This is a genomic window from Methylobacterium sp. Leaf469, assembly GCF_001424745.1.
GTDB lineage: Bacteria > Pseudomonadota > Alphaproteobacteria > Rhizobiales > Beijerinckiaceae > Methylobacterium.
The window spans coordinates 306,113-325,832 of record NZ_LMRE01000001.1 but is presented as its reverse complement, the minus strand read 5'-3'; the positions used below and the strand labels follow the sequence as shown (position 1 = coordinate 325,832).

Annotated in this window: 24 protein-coding genes; 13 read left to right on the top strand and 11 right to left on the bottom strand. The window is 68.8% G+C overall.

Annotated elements, in window-relative coordinates; all coding sequences use genetic code 11:
- Positions 1 to 29 precede the first annotated feature (29 nt).
- A complete protein-coding gene (gene pyrF / locus ASG60_RS01510) occupies positions 30 to 725 on the top strand; it encodes an orotidine-5'-phosphate decarboxylase (protein WP_056166725.1) in 696 nt (231 codons plus the stop codon).
- Positions 726 to 732: 7 nt separating this feature from the next.
- Here pyrF and ASG60_RS01505 read toward each other — a convergent pair whose 3' ends face one another.
- A complete protein-coding gene (locus tag ASG60_RS01505) occupies positions 733 to 1,374 on the bottom strand; it encodes a TetR/AcrR family transcriptional regulator (RefSeq protein WP_082531568.1) in 642 nt (213 codons plus the stop codon).
- Between the two features lie 78 nt (positions 1,375 to 1,452).
- Entirely contained in the window at positions 1,453 to 1,650 is a 198-nt protein-coding gene (locus tag ASG60_RS01500; protein WP_056166727.1) for a hypothetical protein, read from the bottom strand.
- A gap of 194 nt (positions 1,651 to 1,844) precedes the next feature.
- Between ASG60_RS01500 and ASG60_RS01495 the strand changes: the two genes are divergently transcribed.
- Positions 1,845 to 2,105, top strand: coding sequence for a BrnA antitoxin family protein (locus ASG60_RS01495; RefSeq protein WP_244476546.1), 261 nt, complete (start codon positions 1,845 to 1,847; stop codon positions 2,103 to 2,105).
- A gap of 33 nt (positions 2,106 to 2,138) precedes the next feature.
- On the opposite strand, the gene ASG60_RS01490 is transcribed toward ASG60_RS01495, so the two are convergent.
- From ASG60_RS01490 to ASG60_RS01480, 3 genes are all read right to left on the bottom strand, one after another.
- The gene (locus tag ASG60_RS01490; RefSeq protein WP_056384082.1) at positions 2,139 to 3,935 is read right to left on the bottom strand and encodes an NADPH-dependent assimilatory sulfite reductase hemoprotein subunit; all 1,797 of its coding nucleotides are present in this window, start codon (positions 3,933 to 3,935) and stop codon (positions 2,139 to 2,141) included.
- A gap of 212 nt (positions 3,936 to 4,147) precedes the next feature.
- Complete coding sequence (locus tag ASG60_RS01485) at positions 4,148 to 5,920, bottom strand: flavodoxin domain-containing protein (protein WP_056357170.1); 1,773 nt, start codon at positions 5,918 to 5,920, stop codon at positions 4,148 to 4,150.
- Between the two features lie 123 nt (positions 5,921 to 6,043).
- Positions 6,044 to 6,550: an Lrp/AsnC family transcriptional regulator gene (locus tag ASG60_RS01480; RefSeq protein ID WP_056166999.1), complete on the bottom strand. Its 507-nt coding sequence runs from the start codon at positions 6,548 to 6,550 to the stop codon at positions 6,044 to 6,046.
- A gap of 228 nt (positions 6,551 to 6,778) precedes the next feature.
- Between ASG60_RS01480 and ASG60_RS01475 the strand changes: the two genes are divergently transcribed.
- The 4 genes from ASG60_RS01475 (at position 6,779) to ASG60_RS01460 (ending at position 10,739) form a co-directional block, all read left to right on the top strand.
- Positions 6,779 to 7,576 (top strand): phosphoadenylyl-sulfate reductase, encoded by a 798-nt coding sequence (locus ASG60_RS01475; RefSeq protein WP_056166739.1) that lies wholly within the window; start codon positions 6,779 to 6,781, stop codon positions 7,574 to 7,576.
- On the top strand, positions 7,573 to 8,502 hold the full coding sequence (cysD, locus tag ASG60_RS01470; protein ID WP_056384081.1) for a sulfate adenylyltransferase subunit CysD: 930 nt from the start codon (positions 7,573 to 7,575) through the stop codon (positions 8,500 to 8,502). Before ASG60_RS01475 ends, cysD begins: the two co-directional genes overlap by 4 nt.
- 1 nt (position 8,503) lies before the next feature.
- A complete protein-coding gene (gene cysN, locus ASG60_RS01465) occupies positions 8,504 to 9,910 on the top strand; it encodes a sulfate adenylyltransferase subunit CysN (protein WP_056384080.1) in 1,407 nt (468 codons plus the stop codon).
- A 139-nt stretch (positions 9,911 to 10,049) separates the two neighbouring features.
- Positions 10,050 to 10,739, top strand: coding sequence for a class I SAM-dependent methyltransferase (locus ASG60_RS01460; RefSeq protein WP_056384078.1), 690 nt, complete (start codon positions 10,050 to 10,052; stop codon positions 10,737 to 10,739).
- A gap of 34 nt (positions 10,740 to 10,773) precedes the next feature.
- Here ASG60_RS01460 and ASG60_RS01455 read toward each other — a convergent pair whose 3' ends face one another.
- Both ASG60_RS01455 and ASG60_RS22385 read right to left on the bottom strand, forming a co-directional pair.
- Positions 10,774 to 11,079 carry a helix-turn-helix transcriptional regulator gene (locus ASG60_RS01455; protein ID WP_056263615.1) on the bottom strand — a complete coding sequence of 102 codons (306 nt, stop codon included), beginning with the start codon at positions 11,077 to 11,079 and terminating at the stop codon, positions 10,774 to 10,776.
- Complete coding sequence (locus ASG60_RS22385) at positions 11,079 to 11,231, bottom strand: hypothetical protein (protein ID WP_210168483.1); 153 nt, start codon at positions 11,229 to 11,231, stop codon at positions 11,079 to 11,081. Before ASG60_RS22385 ends, ASG60_RS01455 begins: the two co-directional genes overlap by 1 nt.
- 116 nt (positions 11,232 to 11,347) lie before the next feature.
- Here ASG60_RS22385 and ASG60_RS01450 point away from each other — a divergent pair, with 116 nt between their 5' ends.
- The 3 genes from ASG60_RS01450 (at position 11,348) to ASG60_RS01440 (ending at position 13,619) form a co-directional block, all read left to right on the top strand.
- Positions 11,348 to 12,550: a pyridoxal phosphate-dependent aminotransferase gene (locus tag ASG60_RS01450; RefSeq protein WP_056384076.1), complete on the top strand. Its 1,203-nt coding sequence runs from the start codon at positions 11,348 to 11,350 to the stop codon at positions 12,548 to 12,550.
- 455 nt (positions 12,551 to 13,005) lie between these two features.
- On the top strand, positions 13,006 to 13,293 hold the full coding sequence (locus ASG60_RS01445) for a hypothetical protein (RefSeq protein ID WP_056263620.1): 288 nt from the start codon (positions 13,006 to 13,008) through the stop codon (positions 13,291 to 13,293).
- A 107-nt stretch (positions 13,294 to 13,400) separates the two neighbouring features.
- Positions 13,401 to 13,619: a hypothetical protein gene (locus tag ASG60_RS01440; protein WP_056384074.1), complete on the top strand. Its 219-nt coding sequence runs from the start codon at positions 13,401 to 13,403 to the stop codon at positions 13,617 to 13,619.
- 8 nt (positions 13,620 to 13,627) lie between these two features.
- On the opposite strand, the gene ASG60_RS01435 is transcribed toward ASG60_RS01440, so the two are convergent.
- A complete protein-coding gene (locus ASG60_RS01435; protein WP_056166767.1) occupies positions 13,628 to 14,014 on the bottom strand; it encodes a hypothetical protein in 387 nt (128 codons plus the stop codon).
- A 470-nt stretch (positions 14,015 to 14,484) separates the two neighbouring features.
- On the opposite strand from ASG60_RS01435, the gene ASG60_RS01430 reads away from it, so the two are divergent.
- The gene (locus ASG60_RS01430; protein WP_055956856.1) at positions 14,485 to 14,694 is read left to right on the top strand and encodes a cold-shock protein; all 210 of its coding nucleotides are present in this window, start codon (positions 14,485 to 14,487) and stop codon (positions 14,692 to 14,694) included.
- A 192-nt stretch (positions 14,695 to 14,886) separates the two neighbouring features.
- On the top strand, positions 14,887 to 15,117 hold the full coding sequence (locus ASG60_RS01425; protein ID WP_056166770.1) for a hypothetical protein: 231 nt from the start codon (positions 14,887 to 14,889) through the stop codon (positions 15,115 to 15,117).
- A gap of 218 nt (positions 15,118 to 15,335) precedes the next feature.
- Here the strand turns inward: ASG60_RS01425 and ASG60_RS01420 are convergent, their stop codons facing one another.
- Positions 15,336 to 16,217 carry a 3'(2'),5'-bisphosphate nucleotidase CysQ gene (locus tag ASG60_RS01420; protein ID WP_082478733.1) on the bottom strand — a complete coding sequence of 294 codons (882 nt, stop codon included), beginning with the start codon at positions 16,215 to 16,217 and terminating at the stop codon, positions 15,336 to 15,338.
- Between the two features lie 355 nt (positions 16,218 to 16,572).
- Between ASG60_RS01420 and ASG60_RS01415 the strand changes: the two genes are divergently transcribed.
- Positions 16,573 to 17,067, top strand: coding sequence for a DUF6101 family protein (locus ASG60_RS01415; protein WP_056166776.1), 495 nt, complete (start codon positions 16,573 to 16,575; stop codon positions 17,065 to 17,067).
- Positions 17,068 to 17,070: 3 nt separating this feature from the next.
- Here the strand turns inward: ASG60_RS01415 and ubiA are convergent, their stop codons facing one another.
- Positions 17,071 to 18,027, bottom strand: coding sequence for a 4-hydroxybenzoate octaprenyltransferase (gene ubiA / locus ASG60_RS01410; protein WP_056384072.1), 957 nt, complete (start codon positions 18,025 to 18,027; stop codon positions 17,071 to 17,073).
- A 111-nt stretch (positions 18,028 to 18,138) separates the two neighbouring features.
- Positions 18,139 to 18,621 (bottom strand): hypothetical protein, encoded by a 483-nt coding sequence (locus ASG60_RS01405; RefSeq protein WP_244472856.1) that lies wholly within the window; start codon positions 18,619 to 18,621, stop codon positions 18,139 to 18,141.
- Positions 18,622 to 18,891: 270 nt separating this feature from the next.
- Here ASG60_RS01405 and ASG60_RS01400 point away from each other — a divergent pair, with 270 nt between their 5' ends.
- Positions 18,892 to 19,644, top strand: a complete 753-nt coding sequence (locus ASG60_RS01400) for a 16S rRNA (uracil(1498)-N(3))-methyltransferase (RefSeq protein ID WP_056302803.1) — start codon at positions 18,892 to 18,894, stop codon at positions 19,642 to 19,644.
- Positions 19,645 to 19,720 lie beyond the last annotated feature (76 nt).

The window sequence follows — 19,720 nt, the reverse complement described above, 5'->3', positions numbered from 1 at the left end:
CCGACGCTTCCAGGCCGAAGGACCCGACGATGCCCGCCATGCCCGATCCGCGCGACCGCCTCATCGTCGCCCTCGACGTCGCGACGGTGGCTGAGGCGGAAGCACTTGTGGAGCGCATCGGCGACGCCGCGACCTTCTACAAGATCGGCTACCGCCTCGCCTATGCGGGCGGGCTCGCCCTGGTGCCCCGTCTCGCTGCCGCCGGCCTCAAGGTGTTCCTCGACCTGAAGCTCCACGACATCGGCAACACCGTGGAGGAGGGCGTGCGGGCGCTGTCCGACCTCGGGCCGACCTTCCTCACGGTGCATGCCTATCCGCAGACCATGCGGGCGGCGGTGCGGGGACGCGGCACCGGCGGCCTGCGGATCCTGGCCGTCACCGTGCTGACCTCCTACGACGAGGCCGATGCGCAGGAGGCCGGCTACGCGCTGCCCGTCGCCGACCTCGTGGCGCAGCGCGCACGCCAGGCAGACGAGGCCGGGATCGACGGCATCGTCTGCAGCGCCGTCGAGGCGGTCTCTGTCCGGGGCGTGGTCGGGCCTTCGCGCCTCATCGTCACCCCCGGCATCCGGCCTGCCGGCAGCGGCCTCGGCGACCAGAAGCGGGTGATGACGCCCGGCGAAGCCCGACGCGCCGGTATCGACCATGTGGTGGTCGGGCGCCCGATCACCGGCGCCGCCGATCCCCGCGCCGTCGCGCAGGCCATCGTCGCCGACATGGCGTGATGCGGGATCAGGCCGGCGCGCGCAGGCTTCTCAGCAGAAAGGCGATCATCGCCTCGACGGGGGGAACCCCGGCATCGGGGTAGCGACTGACGAGGGTGGGATGGCAGTAGCGCAGCACCGCCGTGTGCAGGCAGGCGGCGGCGGTCGCTGGATCGTCCACCGCGAATTCACCCGCCGTGATCCCGTCGCGCACCAGGGTCTCGATCATCGAGCCGATCCGCTCGATATGGTGGGCGCAGACATCCCAGCTCTCGGCGACGGCGGCCTCGACCATCTCGTGCATGCGCGGGTTGGCGTCGCAGCGCTCGATACAGGCCCGGTGCAGGACCAGGATCACGCTCGTGAGCCGTGCGCTCGCACTTTGCCCGGGCCCTCGCGCCGCGATGGCCACGCGCTGCTCGGTCTCGTCCATGAGACGCTTGATCACGGCCTCGTGGATCGCCTTCTTCGAATCGAAGAAACGATACACGTTGGCCGGACTCATCCGCAGGGCGCGGGCGATATCGGCGACGGTGGTCTTCTGGTAGCCGATCTCCCGGAACGCCCGTTCGGCGGTTTCCAGGATGCGGCACCGGGTCATCGGCGCCGCTTCGTGCGGAACAGCGAGGTCGTCTGGGAGGGCGGTCACGGGTGCCGCTGCGGTGGTCATGGCATCACGCTAGGGGGCGGCCCAGGCAAGGTCAAAGGCTCAAAGAGCCCTCGACGCACGTGACGCGGGGAGTGTGCCTTACGAGCCGAACTGCGATCCGAGCTGCTCCAGATATTCGGCCAGATCGACTCCGCCGACGCGCTTGCCGTAATCGAACCGCATGCCCTGCTGAATGTCGACGCTGCTCGACTTGGTCGTCAGGGTAAAAGGCTTGACGCAGATCCAGGCGCCGTCGTGGCGATGTTGGAAGAAATTCAGGATCTCGTGCTTGGCCATGGCCGGGTTCCCCTCTGTCTGGGGAATCAACGGCCATCAACCGCAACGGTTCACTCGAGGCCCGAATTTCGACATGTTTCGAAAAAAGGTGGCCGATGCGGTCGCGTTCCTGACCGTCGTTCACACGGATCGGAGCGGCGTCACCCGAATCATCTCGGCTCGCCCTGCCTCGCAACGGGAAAGGAAACGCTATGATGAAGCGCTACGCGTGTCCGATGATGCCCGATGAGATCGCGGCCGTACCGGACGCCGAGATCGATTTCAGCGATGTGCCGGAACTCGATGAGGCGTTCTGGACAAACGCCAAGCTCGTCGAGCCGGATCGGACGCAATCCGTCACGCTCCGGGTCAAGACATCGGTCCTCGATGCCTACAAGCAGCAGGGGCGAGGCTACCAGACGCGCATGAACGCCGTTCTGGAAAGCTATACCCGTGCGACGCTCAAACATGTGTGAGGGAGCGAGACATCCCCGCTCCCTCGCCGCAACTCAGGCCGCGCTCTTCAGCGGGCCGATCTTCTCGTGGAAATCCGGGCCGTTGACCGTCTTCGTCACGTAGCCGTCGCGGATGAGGTAGTCGCCGAAGCGCTCGCCGGGCTGCTTGTTCTTCGCGTAGGCCGCGAACAGGGGATCGAGGATCGTCTTGATCTCGGAGGCGGTGACGTCCTCGCCGTAGAGCTTGCCCAGGCGCGAGCCGTCGAAGGCCGCCCCGAGATAGAGGTGGTAGCGCTCGGGACCGCGACCCACGAGACCGATCTCGGCGATGAACGGCCGGGCGCAGCCGTTGGGGCAGCCGGTCATCCGGATGGTGATCTCGTCGTCCTGCAATCCGTGGGACGCGAGGCTTGTCTCGAGCTCGGTCATCAGGTCGGGCAGGTAGCGCTCGCTCTCGGCCAGCGCGAGGCCGCAGGTCGGCAGCGCCACGCAGGCCATGGAGTTGCGGCGGAGCGCGCTCGCACCCTTCATCATGCCGTGCTGGTCGACCAGGGCCTCGATCTCGGCACGCTTCTCGGACGGCACGTTGGCGATGATGACGTTCTGGTTGCCGGTGAGGCGGAAGTCGCCCTCGTGAATCTCGGCGATGCGGCGCAGGCCCGTGAGCAGCTGCGGGCCGTTCTCGTAATCCTTGATCCGCCCGGAAGCGACGTAGAGCGTCAGGTGGTGGCGGCCGTCGTCGCCCTCGGTCCAGCCGTAGCGGTCGCCGTTGCCCGTGAAGGTGAAGGGCTTCGGGTCGGCCAGCGGCTTGCCGACGCGCTTCTCCACCTCGGCCCGGAAGGCGGCCAGCCCGTAGCGCTCGATGGTGTACTTCAGGCGGGCGTTCTTGCGGACCTTGCGGTTGCCCCAGTCGCGCTGCACCGTCATCACGGCCTCGGCCGCCTTCAGGGCGTCCTCGGGCGCGACGAAGCACATCACGTCGGCGGTGCGCGGGAACGTGTCGGTCTCGCCGTGGGTCATGCCCATGCCGCCGCCGACCGTGACGTTCCAGCCCGTGACCTTCCCCTTCTTGTCGAGGATCGCGATGAAGCCGAGGTCGTGGGCGAAGATGTCGACCTCGTTCGAGGGCGGCACCGCGATCACGGTCTTGAACTTCCGTGGCAGGTAGGTCTTGCCGTAGACGGGTTCGATCTCGGCCGCGTCCTCGCCGCCGACCACGCGCTCGCCGTCGAGCCAGATTTCGCGCCAGGCGCTGGTCTTCGGCAGCAGGGAATCCGAGATGTTCTTGGCGAGATCGTACGCGACCTTGTGGGCGCCCGACTGCGCCGGGTTCGTCGCCGACATGACGTTGCGGTTGACGTCGCCGCAGGCCGCGATGGTGTCGAGCAGCGTCGCGTCGATGGCCGCCATCGTGCGCTTGAGGTTCGACTTGATGACCCCGTGATACTGGAAGGTCTGGCGCGTCGTCGCCCGCAAGGCCCCGCCCGCATAGACCGTGGCGATCTCGTCCAGCGCCAGCCACTGCTTCGGTGTGACGACGCCACCGGCGATGCGCAGGCGGATCATGAAGCTGAAGGCCTTCTCGAGCTTCTTCTTGGTCCGTTCCGCGCGGATGTCGCGGTCGTCCTGCATGTACATCCCGTGGAACTTCACGAGCTGACCGTCATCCTCCGAGATGGCGCCGGTGGCGTGCTTCAGGAGCCCGTCGGCCAGGGTCCCGCGCAGGTAGCCGGAGGCGATCTTGAGGTGCTCGTTGTGCGCGAGGCCGGCCGACCGGGCGGCTTCCGCCTCGGTGATGGGACGGTCGGTCGGCGGGGTCTCGTAAAGGCGGGGAGGGGTCTGCTCGGCCATGGCGGAATTCCGATACAATCAGTGTCGATCGCGAGGCTCGCATCGCTCGCGGATCGCTCAGTGGAGTCGTGCTCTCGGATGCTGTCCGCCGCGTCATTCCGGGGCGCCGTAGGCGAACCCGGAATCCAAAAACACAAGTCGCGGTTCAGTCGGCTCCGTCGGCGGTTCTGGGTTCCGGGCTCGCTGTCGCGCCCGGAACGACGGTGTGATCCTCAGTAGACGTCCTGCTGGTAGCGGTGGGCGCGCTCCAGGGCCGCGACCGCCGCCTCGGCATCGGCCGGGGTGAGGGCCTTCACTTGCTGATAGGCGCGCACGACGGCGCTGCGCACGTCCTTGGCCATGCGGTTGGCATCGCCGCAGACGTAGAAGCTGGCGCCGCCGTCGAGCCACGCCACCAACTCCTTGGCGTGATGGTCGATGCGGTCCTGGACGTAGATCTTCTCCGGCTGGTCGCGGGAGAAGGCGACGTCGATCTGCGTGAGCGACCCGTCTTCCAGGGCGTCCTGCCATTCGAGCTGATAGAGGAAGTCGTGGGTGAAGTGGCGGTCGCCGAAGAACAGCCACGAGCGTCCGGGAGCTTCCACGGCGCGGCGCTCCTGCACGAAGGCGCGGAACGGCGCCACGCCGGTGCCGGGGCCGACCATGATGATGTCGGTGGCGGGGTCCTGCGGCAGGCGGAAGTGGCGGTTCGGCTTCAGCTTCACCCGCAGCTTGGCGCCGTTCTTCACCCGGTCGGCCACGTGGGTCGAGGCGACGCCGGAGCGGGCCCGGCCATGGGTCTCGTAGCGCACGGCGGCGATGACGAGGTGGACCTCGTCGCCGACTTCCTTGCGCGATGAGGCGATGGAGTAGGCGCGCGGCGGCAGGGGCCGGGTGATGGTGCTGAGGTGTTCGGCCGTCACCTTAGCCGGGAAGCTCTGGATGAGGTCGATGAGGTGGCGGCCCTCGATCCAGGCCTTGGCTTCGCCGCTGTCGATGAGCTTCTGCGCCTCGGCATGGCCCGTGGCCTTGGCGAAGCGCTCCACTGTGGTGGCCGACAGGGTGGTGATGTCGCGCTCGGCGAGCAGCGCCCGGCGCAGGGCGTCGTCGCCGGAGAGCCCCGTCGCGGTCAGGATCTCGTCCACGAGGGCGGGGTCGTTCTCGGGGTAGATCTCGAGGCTGTCGCCCGGCTCGTAGGCCGGCGCTCCGTCCTCGAATTCGAGGGCGATGTGGATCGTCTCCTTGTCGGAGCGCGACGAGTTCAGGTTCACGTGGTCGACGACCTCGACCACCCGGGGCTCGCGGCTCGGCTCGGCCTCCTCCTCGTCCTCGGCGGCGCGGGCGGCGAAGTCGACGGCCACAACGTTGTCGGCGCTCGGCGCCGGGGCCAGGGCCTTGAGGGTGTTCTTGATCCACTCGGCGGCCGGCTTGTCGAAGTCGAGGTCGAGGTCGGCGCGCTCGTACGCGCGCTTGGCCCCGAGCGCCTCGAAGCGGGCATCGAGCGCCTTCCCGATGGCGCAGAACTCCGCGTAGGAGGTGTCGCCGAGCGCCAGCACGGCGAAATCGATGCCGTCGAGGCGCGGCGCGCCGTCCCCCATGAGTTCGCCGTAGGCCCGCATGGCCCGGGCCGGGGGCTCGCCCTCGCCCCAGGTCGCCGCGATGGCCACCACGTGCTTCTCGCCCGCGAGCGACGCCACGTCGAGATCGAAGAAATCCACGATCTTGGGCTTGAACCCGTTCTTGCGGGCGAGTTTGGCGACATCGCTCGCGAGCTTCTCCGAATTGCCGGATTCGCTGGCGAACAGGATGGTCAGGGGCTCGGCCGCCTTCGGGGGGGCGGCGGGCGCGGCGGCGGCGGGCTGGCCGCCCGCGGCGTCGAGGCCCGCGAGGAAGCCGGCGAGCCAGGCCCGCTGGATCGGGGTCGCGGCGCCCAGGACGGCGTCGAGGCTCGCCCGTTCCTTGTCTTCGAACGGGGCCGTGCGGGGGAGGATCGCGTGTCGTGCCATTGGGAAAGCCATGTCGTCCTGAGCGGCCGCGCTGCCAACGGAATGTCCGTTTTACAGAACGACGTCACGGTAGAAGGAGCTGCCTGCGGTTGCGCCGCAAAACAGAAGTTCGTTCTCTTGTGCCTATTCCCCCGCAACCACCGACAGCGTCGGCACGAAGCGTCCGCTGGCCGGTGGAGCCGGCAGGGGCAGGGCGGTGGTGGACTTCACCTTCTCCATGGCGAAGCGCGATGTCACGTTCTTCAACGGCAGCGTCGCGATGAGATGCTTATAGAAGGTGTCGTAGGCGCGCATATCGGCCACGACGACGCGCAGCATATAGTCCACATCCCCGGCCATGCGGTAGAATTCCAGCACCTCCGGCATGGCCGAGACGGTCTCGGCGAAGCGCTCCAGCCACTCGCGGGAATGGTCTGCGGTCTCGATGGAGACGAACACCGTCAGGCCGAGGCCGAGTTTCACGGGATCGAGCACGGCGACGCGCCGGTCGATGACCCCATCGGCCTCCAGGCGCTGGATGCGCTTCCAGCACGGGGTCTGCGACAGGCCGACCCGCTCGCCGATGGTGGCGATGGAGAGCGTGGCGTCGTGCTGCAACAGCCCGAGGATCTTCAGATCGATCGCATCCAAGGTGGCCTCGTGTCGGTTCCGGGATCGGCGCGGCGTGCGGACGAGCACGGCGCACGACCCTTATGAGAAGGATCTTTCCTTGTCAGGCAACCATGACGGGATCGGGCCGTTGGCCGATCGCACCGCCCACAGGGCCGGGATGTCCGGCACGCAGGCTGTGATGCCTTGACAGCGTTCGTTATAGCGAACATTTCAATCGTCAGACAAGCGGACATTCCGAACACCGTCATGAGCTTTCCCCTGGAACACGCGGCGCGCGCCCTCGCCGACGGCATGGCCGGCCTCGACCTCAAGGGCCGCATCGCCCTCATCGAGGCGACGGTACCGGGCCGCCTCGTCTTCACCACGAGCCTCGGCATCGAGGATCAGGCCCTGACGCACGCGCTGGCGATGAACAAGGGTCGTACCGAGATCGTCACCCTCGACACCGGCCGGCTCTACCCCGAGACCTACGACACCTGGACCGAGACCGAATCGGCCTACGGCATCCGCATCCAGGCCTACGCGCCGGAGCGCGAGGCCGAGGAGCGCTTCGTGCGGGAGGAGGGGATCAACGGCTTTCGCCAGTCGGTGTCCGCGCGGCAGGCCTGCTGCGGCTTCCGCAAGGTCGAGCCCCTGGGGCGGGCGCTCGCGGGCGCCGCCGGGTGGCTGACGGGCCTGCGCGCCGGGCAATCGGCCAATCGGGCCGACACGCCACTGGCCGAGGCCGACGAGGCCCGCGACCTCATCAAGATCAATCCCCTGGCTGATTGGAGCCGGACGGATGTCGACCGGTTCGTGGCCGACAACTACATCCCCTACAACGTCCTGCACGACCGCGGCTTTCCCTCCATCGGCTGCGCCCCCTGCACCCGCGCCATCAAGGTCGGCGAGGACGAGCGTGCCGGCCGCTGGTGGTGGGAGCAGGCCTCGAAGAAGGAATGCGGTTTGCACATCCACGCCCCAGAGGCCGACGTTCAGCCTGGCCAGGAGCCGGCGGCATTCGAAACCCCGACCCACACGAACGCCCCGGAGATGGCCCGATGAGCGCCGCCCTCGCAGCCACCCGCGCCGAGCGCCTCACCCACCTGCAGCGCCTGGAGGCCGAGAGCATCCACATCATGCGGGAGACCGTCGCCGAGACGGAGAACCCGGTGATGCTCTACTCCATCGGCAAGGATTCCTCGGTGCTGCTGCACCTGGCCCTGAAGGCGTTCGCGCCCGGCCGCCTGCCGTTTCCCCTGATGCACATCGACACGACGTGGAAGTTCAAGGAGATGATCGCGTTTCGCGATCAGCGGGCCAAGGATCTGGGGCTCGACCTCATCGTCCACACGAATCAGGAGGGTCTGGCGCGCGGCGTCGGTCCCATCAGCCACGGGTCGGAAGTCCACACCGACGTGATGAAGACGCAAGGGCTGCGGCAGGCGCTCGACAAGCATAAGTTCGACGCGGCCTTCGGCGGCGCGCGTCGCGACGAGGAGGCGAGCCGGGCCAAGGAGCGCATCTTCTCGCTCCGTACGGCCCAGCACCGCTGGGACCCCAAGCGCCAGCGCGCCGAGCCGTGGCACGTCTACAACCTGCGCAAGAAGCGCGGCGAGTCCCTGCGGGTGTTCCCGATCTCGAATTGGACCGAGCTCGACGTCTGGCTCTACATCGAGCAGGAAAACATCCCGATCGTGCCGCTCTACTTCGCCAAGCCCCGCCCGGTCGTGGAGCGCGACGGCCAGCTCATCCTCGTCGACGACGACCGCCTGCCCCTCGAGCCCGGCGAGACCCCGCAGGACATCTCCGTCCGCTTCCGGACGCTCGGGGATTATCCTCTCACGGGCGCCGTCGAGAGCGACGCCGCGACCCTGCCCGAGATCATCGGCGAAACCCTGGCCGCCCGCACCTCGGAACGCCAGGGCCGGGTCATCGACAAGGACGGGTCCGGCGCCATGGAGCGCAAGAAGCAGGAGGGCTATTTCTAAGATGACCATCCATCAATCGCCCGAGGCCTTCGGCTATGACAGCTTCCTCGCCGCCCATCAGAGCAAGGAGGTGCTGCGCTTCATCACCTGCGGCTCGGTGGACGACGGCAAGTCGACCCTGATCGGCCGGCTCCTGCACGACACCAAGCAGATCTTCGACGATCAGGTCACCGCCCTGCAGCGCGATTCGCGCAAGCACGGGACGCAAGGGGCCGAGATCGACCTCGCGCTCCTCGTCGACGGTCTGCAGGCCGAGCGCGAGCAGGGCATCACCATCGACGTCGCCTACCGGTTCTTCTCCACCGACAAGCGCTCGTTCATCGTCGCCGACACCCCCGGCCACGAGCAGTACACCCGCAACATGGCCACCGGCGCTTCCACGGCGGACGTGGCCGTGATCCTCGTCGATGCGCGTCAGGGCCTGACCCGGCAGACGCGCCGCCACGCGCTCCTCGTCTCGCTGCTGGGCATCAAGCGGGTCGCCCTCGCCGTCAACAAGATGGACCTCGTCGGCTGGTCGCAGGACAAGTTCGCGGCCATCACTCAGGCGTTCGACGCCTTCGCGGCACCCCTCGGCTTCACCGAAGTCCGGGCGATTCCGCTCTCGGCCAAGAACGGCGACAACGTCGTGCTGCCGGGCGCCGCCGTGCCCTGGTACACGGGCACGCCGCTGCTGCAGTACCTCGAAGAGGTGCCCGTGCGCGTCGAGGAGCAGGCGGCGCCGTTCCGCATGGCGGTGCAGTGGGTCAACCGGCCGAACTCCGAGTTCCGGGGCTTCGCCGGCCTCATCGCCAGCGGCCGCGTCGCCCCCGGCGACAGCGTCGTCATCGCACCCTCGAACCGCACCTCCACCATCGCCAGGATCTACACCGCCGACGGTGACCTGCCGCACGCGGTGGAGGGCCAGTCCGTGACCCTCGTGCTGGCCGACGAGGTCGATGCCTCGCGCGGCGCCGTCATCGCGGCGGCCTCCGCGCCGATCCGCGTCACCGACAGTCTCGACGCCCGCCTGTTCTGGGCCGCCGAGACCGAGCTGAACCAGGGCGCGACCCTGCTCGCCAAGATCGGCACCGTCACGGTCAACGCCGTGGTCAGCACCATCCGCAGCCGCCTCGATCCCGAGACGGGGCAGGCCGAGCCCGTGACCCGGCTCGTCGCCAACGACATCGGTGACGTCACCCTGACCCTCGACCGCCAGGTGCCGGTGGACGCCTACGCGCAGAACCGCGACACCGGCGGCTTCATCCTCATCGACCGCGAGACCACGGATACGGCGGCGTTGGGCCTCGTCCAGGCGGCGTCCTCCGCCCCGAAGCCGGCGGAGACCAACGTCGCCGAATCCGAGCCCTTCGAACCCGTCAAGTCCGGCGGCCTGCTCTCCGGCATCAAGCGCCTGTTCGGCGGCTGATCCTTCGGCCCGACCCGCCCTCGCGCCGCCGTCCCCCTGCGGGGGCGGCGGCGTTGTCGTGTCCGAGGGTGACGGGCGCGGCGGCGATGTGCGACACGGCTGACCCCGTCGTCCATCAAAGGATCGGTTTGTAGGAAAAATGGCGAAATTTCACTTCGTCGAGGATTACGAGCGCTACGTCGCCGACCTGATCCGGCAGCATCCCATCGACACGGCCATGAGTCTGGCGGTCGGCGGCTCGTACGCGAGCGTCGGCGCCATCGAGTGCGAGATCCTGCTGCACGCCGGCCTGGCGCCCGGCATGGCGGTGGTCGATCTCGGCTGTGGCAGCGGACGCCTCGCCGTGGCCCTCGCAGACCGGATCGCGGTCGGCTATCTCGGCCTCGACGTGGTGCCGGCCCTCCTCGACTACGCGCGGTCGCGAACGCCGCGGGCCTACAGGTTCGTCCTCAACCGCGCCCTGTCCCTGCCCGTCGAGGCGGCGTCGGTGGATGTGCTGTGCGCCTTCAGCGTGTTCACCCACCTTCTGCACGCCGAGACCTACCTCTACCTTGAGGATGCCCACCGGGCCCTGCGTCCCGGCGGCCGCGTGGTGCTCTCGTTCCTCGAATTCGCCATCCCCGACCATTGGGCGGTGTTCGACAAGACCGTGCAGGCCCAACGCGCCAGCACGGTGCCCCACCTCAACCAGTTCATCGAGCGCAACCAGATCACCGTCTGGTCCCAGCGCCTCAGCTATGCGCACGTGGCGTTCATCGACGGCAACACCGCGCCCTGGCCTTCGGGCGAGCCGCTCGGGCAGTCCATCGCGATTCTCACCAAGGGGTGAAACTTCGAGCCCCTTGCAGTTCCCGACGTTGTCGTCAGGCCGGCTGAGCGTCTTCTGCGGACGCGCTGTCGAGGCGGATATGCAACGTGGCACCCGTCGCGTCGGCGAAGCGGCGGAGCGAGGTTGTTGTGGGGGCGGATTTCCCACTCTCCCACCGCGCGACCATGGCCTGGGACGTGCCGATACTCTGGGCGACTTCCGCCTGGGAGAGGCGCGCGCGATGACGGGCCTCGGCCATGGCGAATGCCAAGTCCATCACCGGCGATACTGCGTCCCGCGCGGCCCGGTAGTCCGGCTCGGCATTCCACCGTTCGCGGACGGTCTTGAACGGAATCGCCATCACACCACGCCTTTCGCTCGCTCTTCGGCCAGATCCAGCCACCGCTCGGTGTTTTCCGGGTCTTCTTCATGAAAGCGGCCACGATCACGACGCGCTTGCCAGTCCGCGAGAACGCCCTCGTCGAGGACATCGACTGTCCAGCTCATGCCCATGAACTTCTATCAAAAATGGCATTGCGCAATGCGGTCCCGGTGAACTTGCCCCGCTTTCGAACGGCGACTACGGTCCCGCCCGTCCGAAAACCGCGCAAAACTACCGGAGTTCTCCCATGGGCTTTCTCGCCGACGCCCTGTCGCGTGTGAAACCGTCCGCGACCATCGCGATGACGCAGAAGGCGCGCGAACTCAAAGCCGGCGGGATGGATGTCATCAGCCTGTCCGTGGGCGAGCCGGATTTCGACACGCCCCAGCACATCAAGGATGCGGCCGTGGCGGCCATCGCGCGCGGCGAGACCAAGTACACGCCCGTCTCCGGCATCGTGCCCCTGCGCGAGGCCATCGTGACGAAGTTCAAGCGCGAGAACGGCCTCGACTACAAGGCGTCGCAGACCATCGTCGGCACCGGCGGCAAGCACGTGATCTACAACGCCCTGCTCGCCACCCTGAACCCCGGCGACGAGGTGGTGATTCCGCGTCCCTACTGGGTCTCGTACCCCGAGATGGTGGTCCTGTGCGGCGGCACGCCGGTCTTCGCCGAGACCACCATGGAACACGACTTCAAGCTCCAGCCGGAGGAGCTGGAGCGGGTGATCACCCCGAAAACGAAGTGGATCATCCTCAACTCGCCGTCGAACCCCTCGGGGGCGGCCTATGTGCGGGACGAGATGAAGCGGATCACCGACGTGCTCCTGCGCCATCCTCAGGTCTGGGTCCTCACCGACGACATGTACGAGCACCTCTGCTACGGCGATTTCGAATTCGTCACCCCGGCCCAGGTCGAGCCGAATCTCTACGAGCGCACGCTCACCATGAACGGCGTCTCGAAGGCCTACGCCATGACCGGCTGGCGCATCGGCTACGCCGCCGGCCCGGAAAAACTCATCAAGGCCATGGATTTCGTCCAGGGTCAGCAGACCTCGGGCGCCTGCTCGATCTCGCAATGGGCGGCGGTGGCGGCCCTCGACGGGCCGCAGGCGCACCTCGCCGAGTTTCGCACGGCGTTCCAGGCGCGCCGCGACCTCGTGGTGTCAATGCTGAACCAGACCCAGGGGTTGAAGTGCCCGACGCCCGAGGGTGCGTTCTACGTCTATCCCTCCTGCGCCGAGGCGATCGGGCGCAGGGCGCCGTCCGGCAAGGTCATCGAGACCGACGAGGACTTCGTGGTCGAGCTGCTCCAGGCCGAGGGCGTCGCCGCCGTCCACGGCTCGGCCTTCGGCCTCGGACCGAACCTGCGCATCTCCTACGCGACCTCGAACGCCGCCCTGGAAGAGGCGTGCACCCGCATCCAGCGGTTCTGCGGTTCGTTGCGGTAACCATCGCCGGCCACCTCGCGCCCGGGGCTCCTGCGGCGCGGGGACCAATTGCCGGCTCCCGGTCCGGCGCCTACATCGACACTCCCTGCCGCCGATGCGTTCGATGGTTTCGCGGACCCGCTCGGGCCTCGCATGGTGGCGGGGCCTGTCGTGACGGGGCGGTGCGGACCAGTTCTCTGCACCGTTCCTGTGAGGCCTAGTGGGCCGGGTTGCGGCAGGCGTGTCACGGATGCGGGGAACAGGAACCGCGGCCGTGGCGCAAGGCCCACCCTTTTCACCGCGTCCCGCTCCGTCCGTTGCTGCCCGTCCGGTGTTTGGCCGCCGAGACCGTGTGCGGCCCGATCCGGGACGGCGGACCGGGGCGGACGGGGCGGTTCGTTAACGCTCGCCGGTGAAGATGCTCCAAGGCCGGGGAACCGGTCGCGTGCCACCGCGTAGCTTCGGGCCTGACCACAATGAGACGCCTCCTCACGGGTGGCATCAAGGCGATCCTCGCCATCGCCGCGCTCTCCACCGCCGCCCATTGGACCATGCGCCTGCAGCGCGAGCCCGCGCCCCGGCCCGTGGCGGCGCTTCCCGATCCGGTGACCACCGGCTCCATCGACGCGCGAAAGCCCGTCGCGGGCCCGGCCGCCGCGTCGGCGGACGTGACCCGCGGTCTCGACCAGCGCCGCCTGTCGGAACTGTTCGCCGGCACCGCACCCGAAAAGGCCAAGGTGCAGAAGGCCGCCGTCAAACGCTGACGGGACTTCCGCAGGGGCGCGCCGCTGCGACCGCGACGACCACGTTTCCGGAACCCTCCGCCCGGGGCATGTGTTGGTCAGCGCATTCCCATCGCAGGAGAGTCCGCATGGCCAACCCCGGCCTACCGATCCCCGAACCCTTGCCCGGCGGCATTCCGGGCGACCTGCCGGCGCCCCCGCCGCCCGACGAGCAGCCGGATATCGGCCCCACCGGTCCGCGTACGCCCTATCCGGTCAACGATCCGGGCATCGACGAGCCGACGGGTCCGGGGTCCGAGCCGGATTACCTGCCCGGTGGCCCGACCGGTCCCGGCGTCCGGATGTAACCGTCCGCTCAATGATCCCCGTGCGAGGCACGCACGTCGCGCGGGGCACTGAGGATTTCCGAGAGGCTCGTCACCACGTGGCGGGCCTCTTCGTCCGTCAGGCGCAGCTGGAACGGCGGCAATGCCCCGGCCTGGAGGGCGACCACGGCCTGCCCCTGCTCGTCCGTCCCCACCTCGATGGCCGAGGAGGTCACGTCGAGCATCGCCAAGTCCTCGTCCAGCTCCTCCGGCCCGTCGGTGTCGTCCGGCTCGTCGATGGCCGTGAGGAGATGGCCGACGGCCCGCACCAGGGCGCGGGCGGCACGCGCATCCATCACCACCGCCGTCGCCTGGTCGTCCTTCTGGAAGGAAAGCTGGATGTTCGCGCCTTCGAGGGAAACCGAGATGCCCGCCATGAACCGCCTAACTGCCTCGTCACCGAACCGCCCCCGCCCATTCCGGTCCGCGAAACTCCCACGGGCGAGGCGGGACGCGGCGGAGATGGGCATCGACGGCGCTCAAGAGTGCCTTACAAAATCCCCGTCCGCCACCGGTGCGCGCGTTGGGCGCGGCGGAGCGGAAGGCGTTTCGGAAAGGGACACTAACTGCCTGGACCCGAACCCTTATATGCACCGGGACGCCCGGGAATCCCAGCGGTCGGCGCCATTGCCGCAGGCCATTCGAAGGCATCCGTGAGCCGGCACGCCTTGTTGCGGCCGCATGAACCGACTACATATCTCATCAGCGGGTTTCGGTGAGCCGGGCGCTTGTACACCCAAGCGTTTCACGTCCTGCTGATCCCCGTCAGGACGTTTTGAAGAGGATCTACGTTGCCGTATCCCCAGGATCCGGTGGCCAGATCGACGAACGATACGAGGATCTATTCGTGAATACCGGCACTGTTAAGTGGTTCAACGAGACCAAGGGCTACGGCTTCATTCAGCCTGACGATGGCGGCAAGGACGTTTTCGTCCACATTTCCGCCGTCGAGCGTGCAGGCATGCGCAACCTCATTGAGGGCCAGAAGATCTCTTACGAGATCCAGACGGACAAGCGCAGCGGCAAGGACTCGGCTGGTAACCTCCAGGCGGCCTGACGCCCTCGGCGCCAGCCCTCGGGGCTGGCGTCACCAACGGTCCTCGTGAAGAGCCGTTCACCGTCGGTCATCGATCACGCGTTCCGGATGGGAACGATGGCTCGATCCGGCACCCCGCAGCACAAAGCGACGATACCGGACCCGTTAAGGGGTCCCGCACATCACGACACCTGAAAGTACACAAGAAGAAGCATGTTGTTCGAATACACCCGACGCAGAAGCGTCCGTTCGCCCGTCACCGACGCGGCGACCTTCCGGGTGGACCGTCTCAAGCAGGCCGCGACGCGCGGCGCCAAGACGACCGACCTGAGCCATCTCATCGACACCTCCTACAACTATCATTCGGCCCGCGAACTGCGCTGGCACCTCGCCGAGCGGTTCGGCATGGCCCCCGAGGCCGTGGCCCTGCGCGAGCACGCTTGAGCACCGGCGCGCGGAACCGGTTTCGCTGAGCAAAACGGTTTTCCGCGTTCGAACGGGCGCCGATCGGGTCGCCCCCATCTCGGCTCCCAACTTGCGCTCCACGCACCTCCAGACGACCGGACACCCCCTCTCCTTCCAGAGGGGGCATCGTCGTGTCGAGCGCGGACGCGGACCTTCCGCGTCGTGGCGACCCTCGCGGGTCGCGCCCCTCGACGACCCTAGCCGCGGGCCAGGGCTTCCACCGTCTCGGCCCGCAGGCCGTCCGGCAGGGCGATGAGGGCCCCGTGGACCGGGTCCGGGCGGTTGTAGGGCGTGGGACGGCCCGACAGGTCGCTCACCGAACCGCCGGCCTCGCGCAGGAGCAGGTCGGCGCCCGCCAGATCCCAGTCGCGGGCGTCCGACGACACCAGTCCGACATCGATGGAGCCGTCGGCCACCCGCGCGACGCGTAGGGCCAGGGACGGCACGCGCTCGACCACGACGAAATCCGGCTTCACTCCGCCCTGGGTCGCGCCGCGTGCGAGGCGCTCCATCATCGGTTTCGGGCCGGTCACGCGCGCGCCCGCGAGGGCCGCCTGCGCGGAGGCGCGGAGGGGCGCGCCGTCGCGGGTCGCCCCGAAGCCCGCCGCCGCCTCGTAGAAATGTCCGCTCACGGGCGCATGGACGAAGCCGAGCACCGGCTGGCCGCCGGCCAGAAGCGCCACGGAAATCGACCAGTCCGGGTGCCCGGTGAGGAAGGCCCGGGTGCCGTCGATGGGATCGACGATCCAGACGAGGTCGGCCTTGAGGCGCAGCGCGTCGTCGGCCGTCTCCTCGGAGAGCCACGCCGCCGCCGGCAGCAGAGCGCTCAGGCGGATCTTCAGGAACGTATCGACGGCGACATCCGCCTCGGTCACCGGCGAGCCCCCGGCCTTCGACCAGATCCGCGCGCCCGTCTGCTCGCCCGCCCGGAAGAACGGAAGCGCGAGGCCGGCCGCCTCGCGGATCGCGTCGCGCAGGGCCGGCACGAGGGCGTGCACCTCGTCCCGGACTTCGACGGGTCCTCGGGCGTGGGCCGCATCCGGTCCACCCGTGGCGGGTGGTACGCTCGTATCGGGCATGCGACTCCTGTCGGATCGGGGTTCTAACGAAAAAGGCGTTGGGGACGGAGCAGGGAGGATGCCACGCGGCAGGCCGATGCGCCGTCCCGTCCGTTGTAGGGTGCCGGGTCGGCCGCCACAAGGATTGCTGCGCAGAGGTCGATACGCTTGGATCTCGGATATCGCGGCAAGGAACCGTTGAGCATTCTTGGCATCAAGCCCGCGTCCATATTCGCTTAACGCTCACTCTTAAGGTCGCTGGAGGAGGTTAGACGCAATTCTGCTTGTCATAGACGGGCGGTCCAGCAGAGGCCGTTGCCAGCAACAGGGTCACCGGGCCATGAACACTTTCGCAAGCACGAACACTTTCGCAAGCATGAACACCGTCGCCAACCTGAACCACGCCGCCGACGCCGCCACCGTTCAGGCCCTGCCCGCCTTCGTCGCCGCCCGGCTGCCGGTGATCGGCCGCACCGGTGCGCTTGCGCCCACCGGCGTCGCCCTGGCCTTCTCGGAGGACGCCAGCGACACCTGCGGCGAGGATCGCTTCGATCTCCTCCTCGTCGGCGCGGACAGTGCCGTCATCGGTCGCCTCGGCCCGTTCTGCGAGGACGAGGTGGTGGCCCTGTGGCGGGATGTTGCCGGCAAGTCCGGCCTGGCCCGGATGATCGTGAAGGAGGACGGCAGCCTCGCCGCCGTGTCGCGTCAGATCGGCCCCGTGGCGCTGGGCCTGACCCGCACCCGCCGCCGCCACGGCCTGCTCTCCGGCCGCCGCCCGCGCTTCCTCGTGCGTCGCAAGACCGGCTCGCTGCCGGTGCGCCCGCTGATCCATCGCGGCGAGAGCGAGATCGCCTGCGGGGGCGTCTGCTGAACCTTATCCCGTCCAGGCCCGCAGGCCCGCGTCGAGCGCCAGACCGGCGAACAGGATCAGGCCCGCATCGCGGTTCGATCGAAACAGCATGAGGGCGCCGCGCCCGTTTCCCGCTTCCAGGCGCCGGACCTGCCATCCGAGATGGGCGGCGAACCCGGCGACGCCGAGGAACCCCACGGGGCCGGCCCCCGCCCGCCAGGCGGCGACCCCGACGAAACCCGCGGCGGCGGCGTAGCAGGCACCGATGGCCGGCTTCAGACGCGGTCCGAAGGTGCGGGCCGAGGAGCGGATGCCCGCGATGGCGTCGTCCTCGATGTCCTGTACCGCGTAGATCGTGTCGTACCCCACCACCCACGCGATGGTGCCGGCGTAGAGCAGCCAGGCTGGGGCATCGAGACGGCCGAACACCGCCACCCACCCCATCAGCGCGCCCCACGCGAAGGCGAGGCCGAGGACGAGCTGGGGCATCGGCATCACCCTCTTCATGAACGGATAGATCGCCACCGGCAGGAGCGACGCGATGCCGACCAGGACGGCGTCGGCGTTGAACTGCAGCAGCACCGCCAGGCCGACGAGGGTCTGGAGACCGAGGAACGCCGCCGCGTGCCGGGCCCGAACCTGGCCGGAGGGCAGGGGGCGCGAGCGGGTGCGCTCCACCTGCGCGTCGAGGTCGCGGTCGGCGATGTCGTTGTAGGTCGAGCCCGCGCCGCGCATGGCCACGGCGCCGATGAGGAACAGGACGAGGTGGAGCGGGTTGGGAGCCGTGCCCGCGGCGAGGCCGGCCAGGGCCGCCGACCACCAGCACGGCAGCAGCAGCAGCCACCAGCCGATGGGGCGATCGATGCGGGCGAGGCGCAGGTAGGGGCGCGTCCGGCGCGGCGCCCAGCGGTCGACCCAATGCCCGGCGACGGCATCGGCGACGGGGTGTTCTTCGGATGGGGGGGAGCGGGTCACGCGCATGCGGGACCGGGGGTGCTGGGAACGCCAATCATCCCGCGGCGTATGGCGGGCAATGCCCCGACGAGACAAGTCGCCGGGCAAGTCGCCAGAAAAGGTGCCGGGACTGCGCGATCAGAGTGCGCCCTGGGGCATCTTCATCGCACCGGTGAGGCCCGGGCCGCCGAGGAGGCCGCCGCCACCGCCGCCGTTCTGGGCCTGGGCGCGGCCCTGGGCTTCCATCTTGGCGGCCTGGGCGGCGATGCCGCAGATCTTGGTGCGGATGCCGCCGACCTTGAGGTGGTCGGCCTTGAAGCCTTCCGCGAACGAATCGGGGATCGAGCACCACTCCTTGTTGGCGGTGATCCACTTCATCCCCTCGGAGCCGTTGTTCTGGAGCTTGCCGAACAACGCGCAGGCTTCCTGCGGGGTCATCTTCTTCTTCGAGTTCGAGGCGGAGTTCGCCTTGGCCACGAGGTCCTTGCGGGCCTGCAGGGTCTTCTGGATCTCGCCGCACTCGACGGCCTGCGCGAAGGCGGTCTGCGAAGCCAGCACGGAGCCGGCCAGCACGGAGCCGGCGAGGACGACGGCGACCGTCGCGATATGCTTGAACGACATGCTCTGACTTCCCTTAAAGTCTCCCCGACGCCCCGGCGGGAGCTCTGCCCCTGACCGCCGGCGCGATGGCCCGATCCGCTGCGGGGACGCGATGCGTCCCGCGCGATTCGAAACCCCGAAAGGCGTTTCGCCATAGGAATGTGGCGTCTTTCGAGTCGCAAACCGCGCCGGCCGTTCGGCCGTGGGCAAAGCGCACAAAGTCGGCCCGCGTGGCTCTTTGGCCACAGGCGGCGCGTTGACAGGCTTCGAGCGCCACGCGACCACCCCCGCATGGCCGCCTACGATTTCACCGCCCCCCGCCTTCACGTCGAGGCCAGCCTCGCGCCGGACGCGGTCCTGCCCCTCGACCGGGCGCAGGCGAACTATCTGCTCAACGTCCTGCGCCGGGGGCCGGAGGACCCAGTGCTCTTGTTCAACGGACGCGACGGCGAGTGGCGGGCCACCCTGGCGCAATCCGGCCGCAAGAGCGCCGACCTCGTGGTGCGGGAGCGGACCCGTGGCCAGACGCCGCGCTCCGACCTGCACTACCTGTTCGCGCCCCTGAAGAGCGCGCGCCTCGACTACCTCGCCCAGAAGGCGGTGGAGATGGGGGCCGGCACCATCCGGCCCGTCTTCACGCAGCGTACGCAAGGGGAAAAGCTGAACGCCGAGCGCCTGCGCGCCAACGCCGTCGAGGCGGCGGAGCAGTGCGGCATCCTTAGCCTGCCGGACCTTCCCCCGGCCGTGCGCCTGCCCCAGGCCCTCGCCGACCTCGCGCCCGAGCGCCTGCTCGTGTTCTGCGACGAGGACGCGCCCCTGTCCGATCCCATCGCGGCCCTGCGCGGGGCAGCCGACCCGGGCGCGCCCCCGCCACTCGCCGTGCTGGTCGGGCCGGAGGGCGGGTTCGCGCCGGACGAGCGCGCGCTCATCGCGGGCCGGCCCAACACCGTTGCCCTGTCCCTCGGACCCCGCATCCTGCGGGCCGATACGGCCGCCGTCGCGGTGCTCGCCCTGGTGCAGTCGGTGCTGGGGGACACACGCTGACGCCGCGCGCCGTCGCGCGCGTTGTTCGCGCCGCGGGCGTGGATTAAGGAGGCGGCATCCCGACGGGGCGCAACCG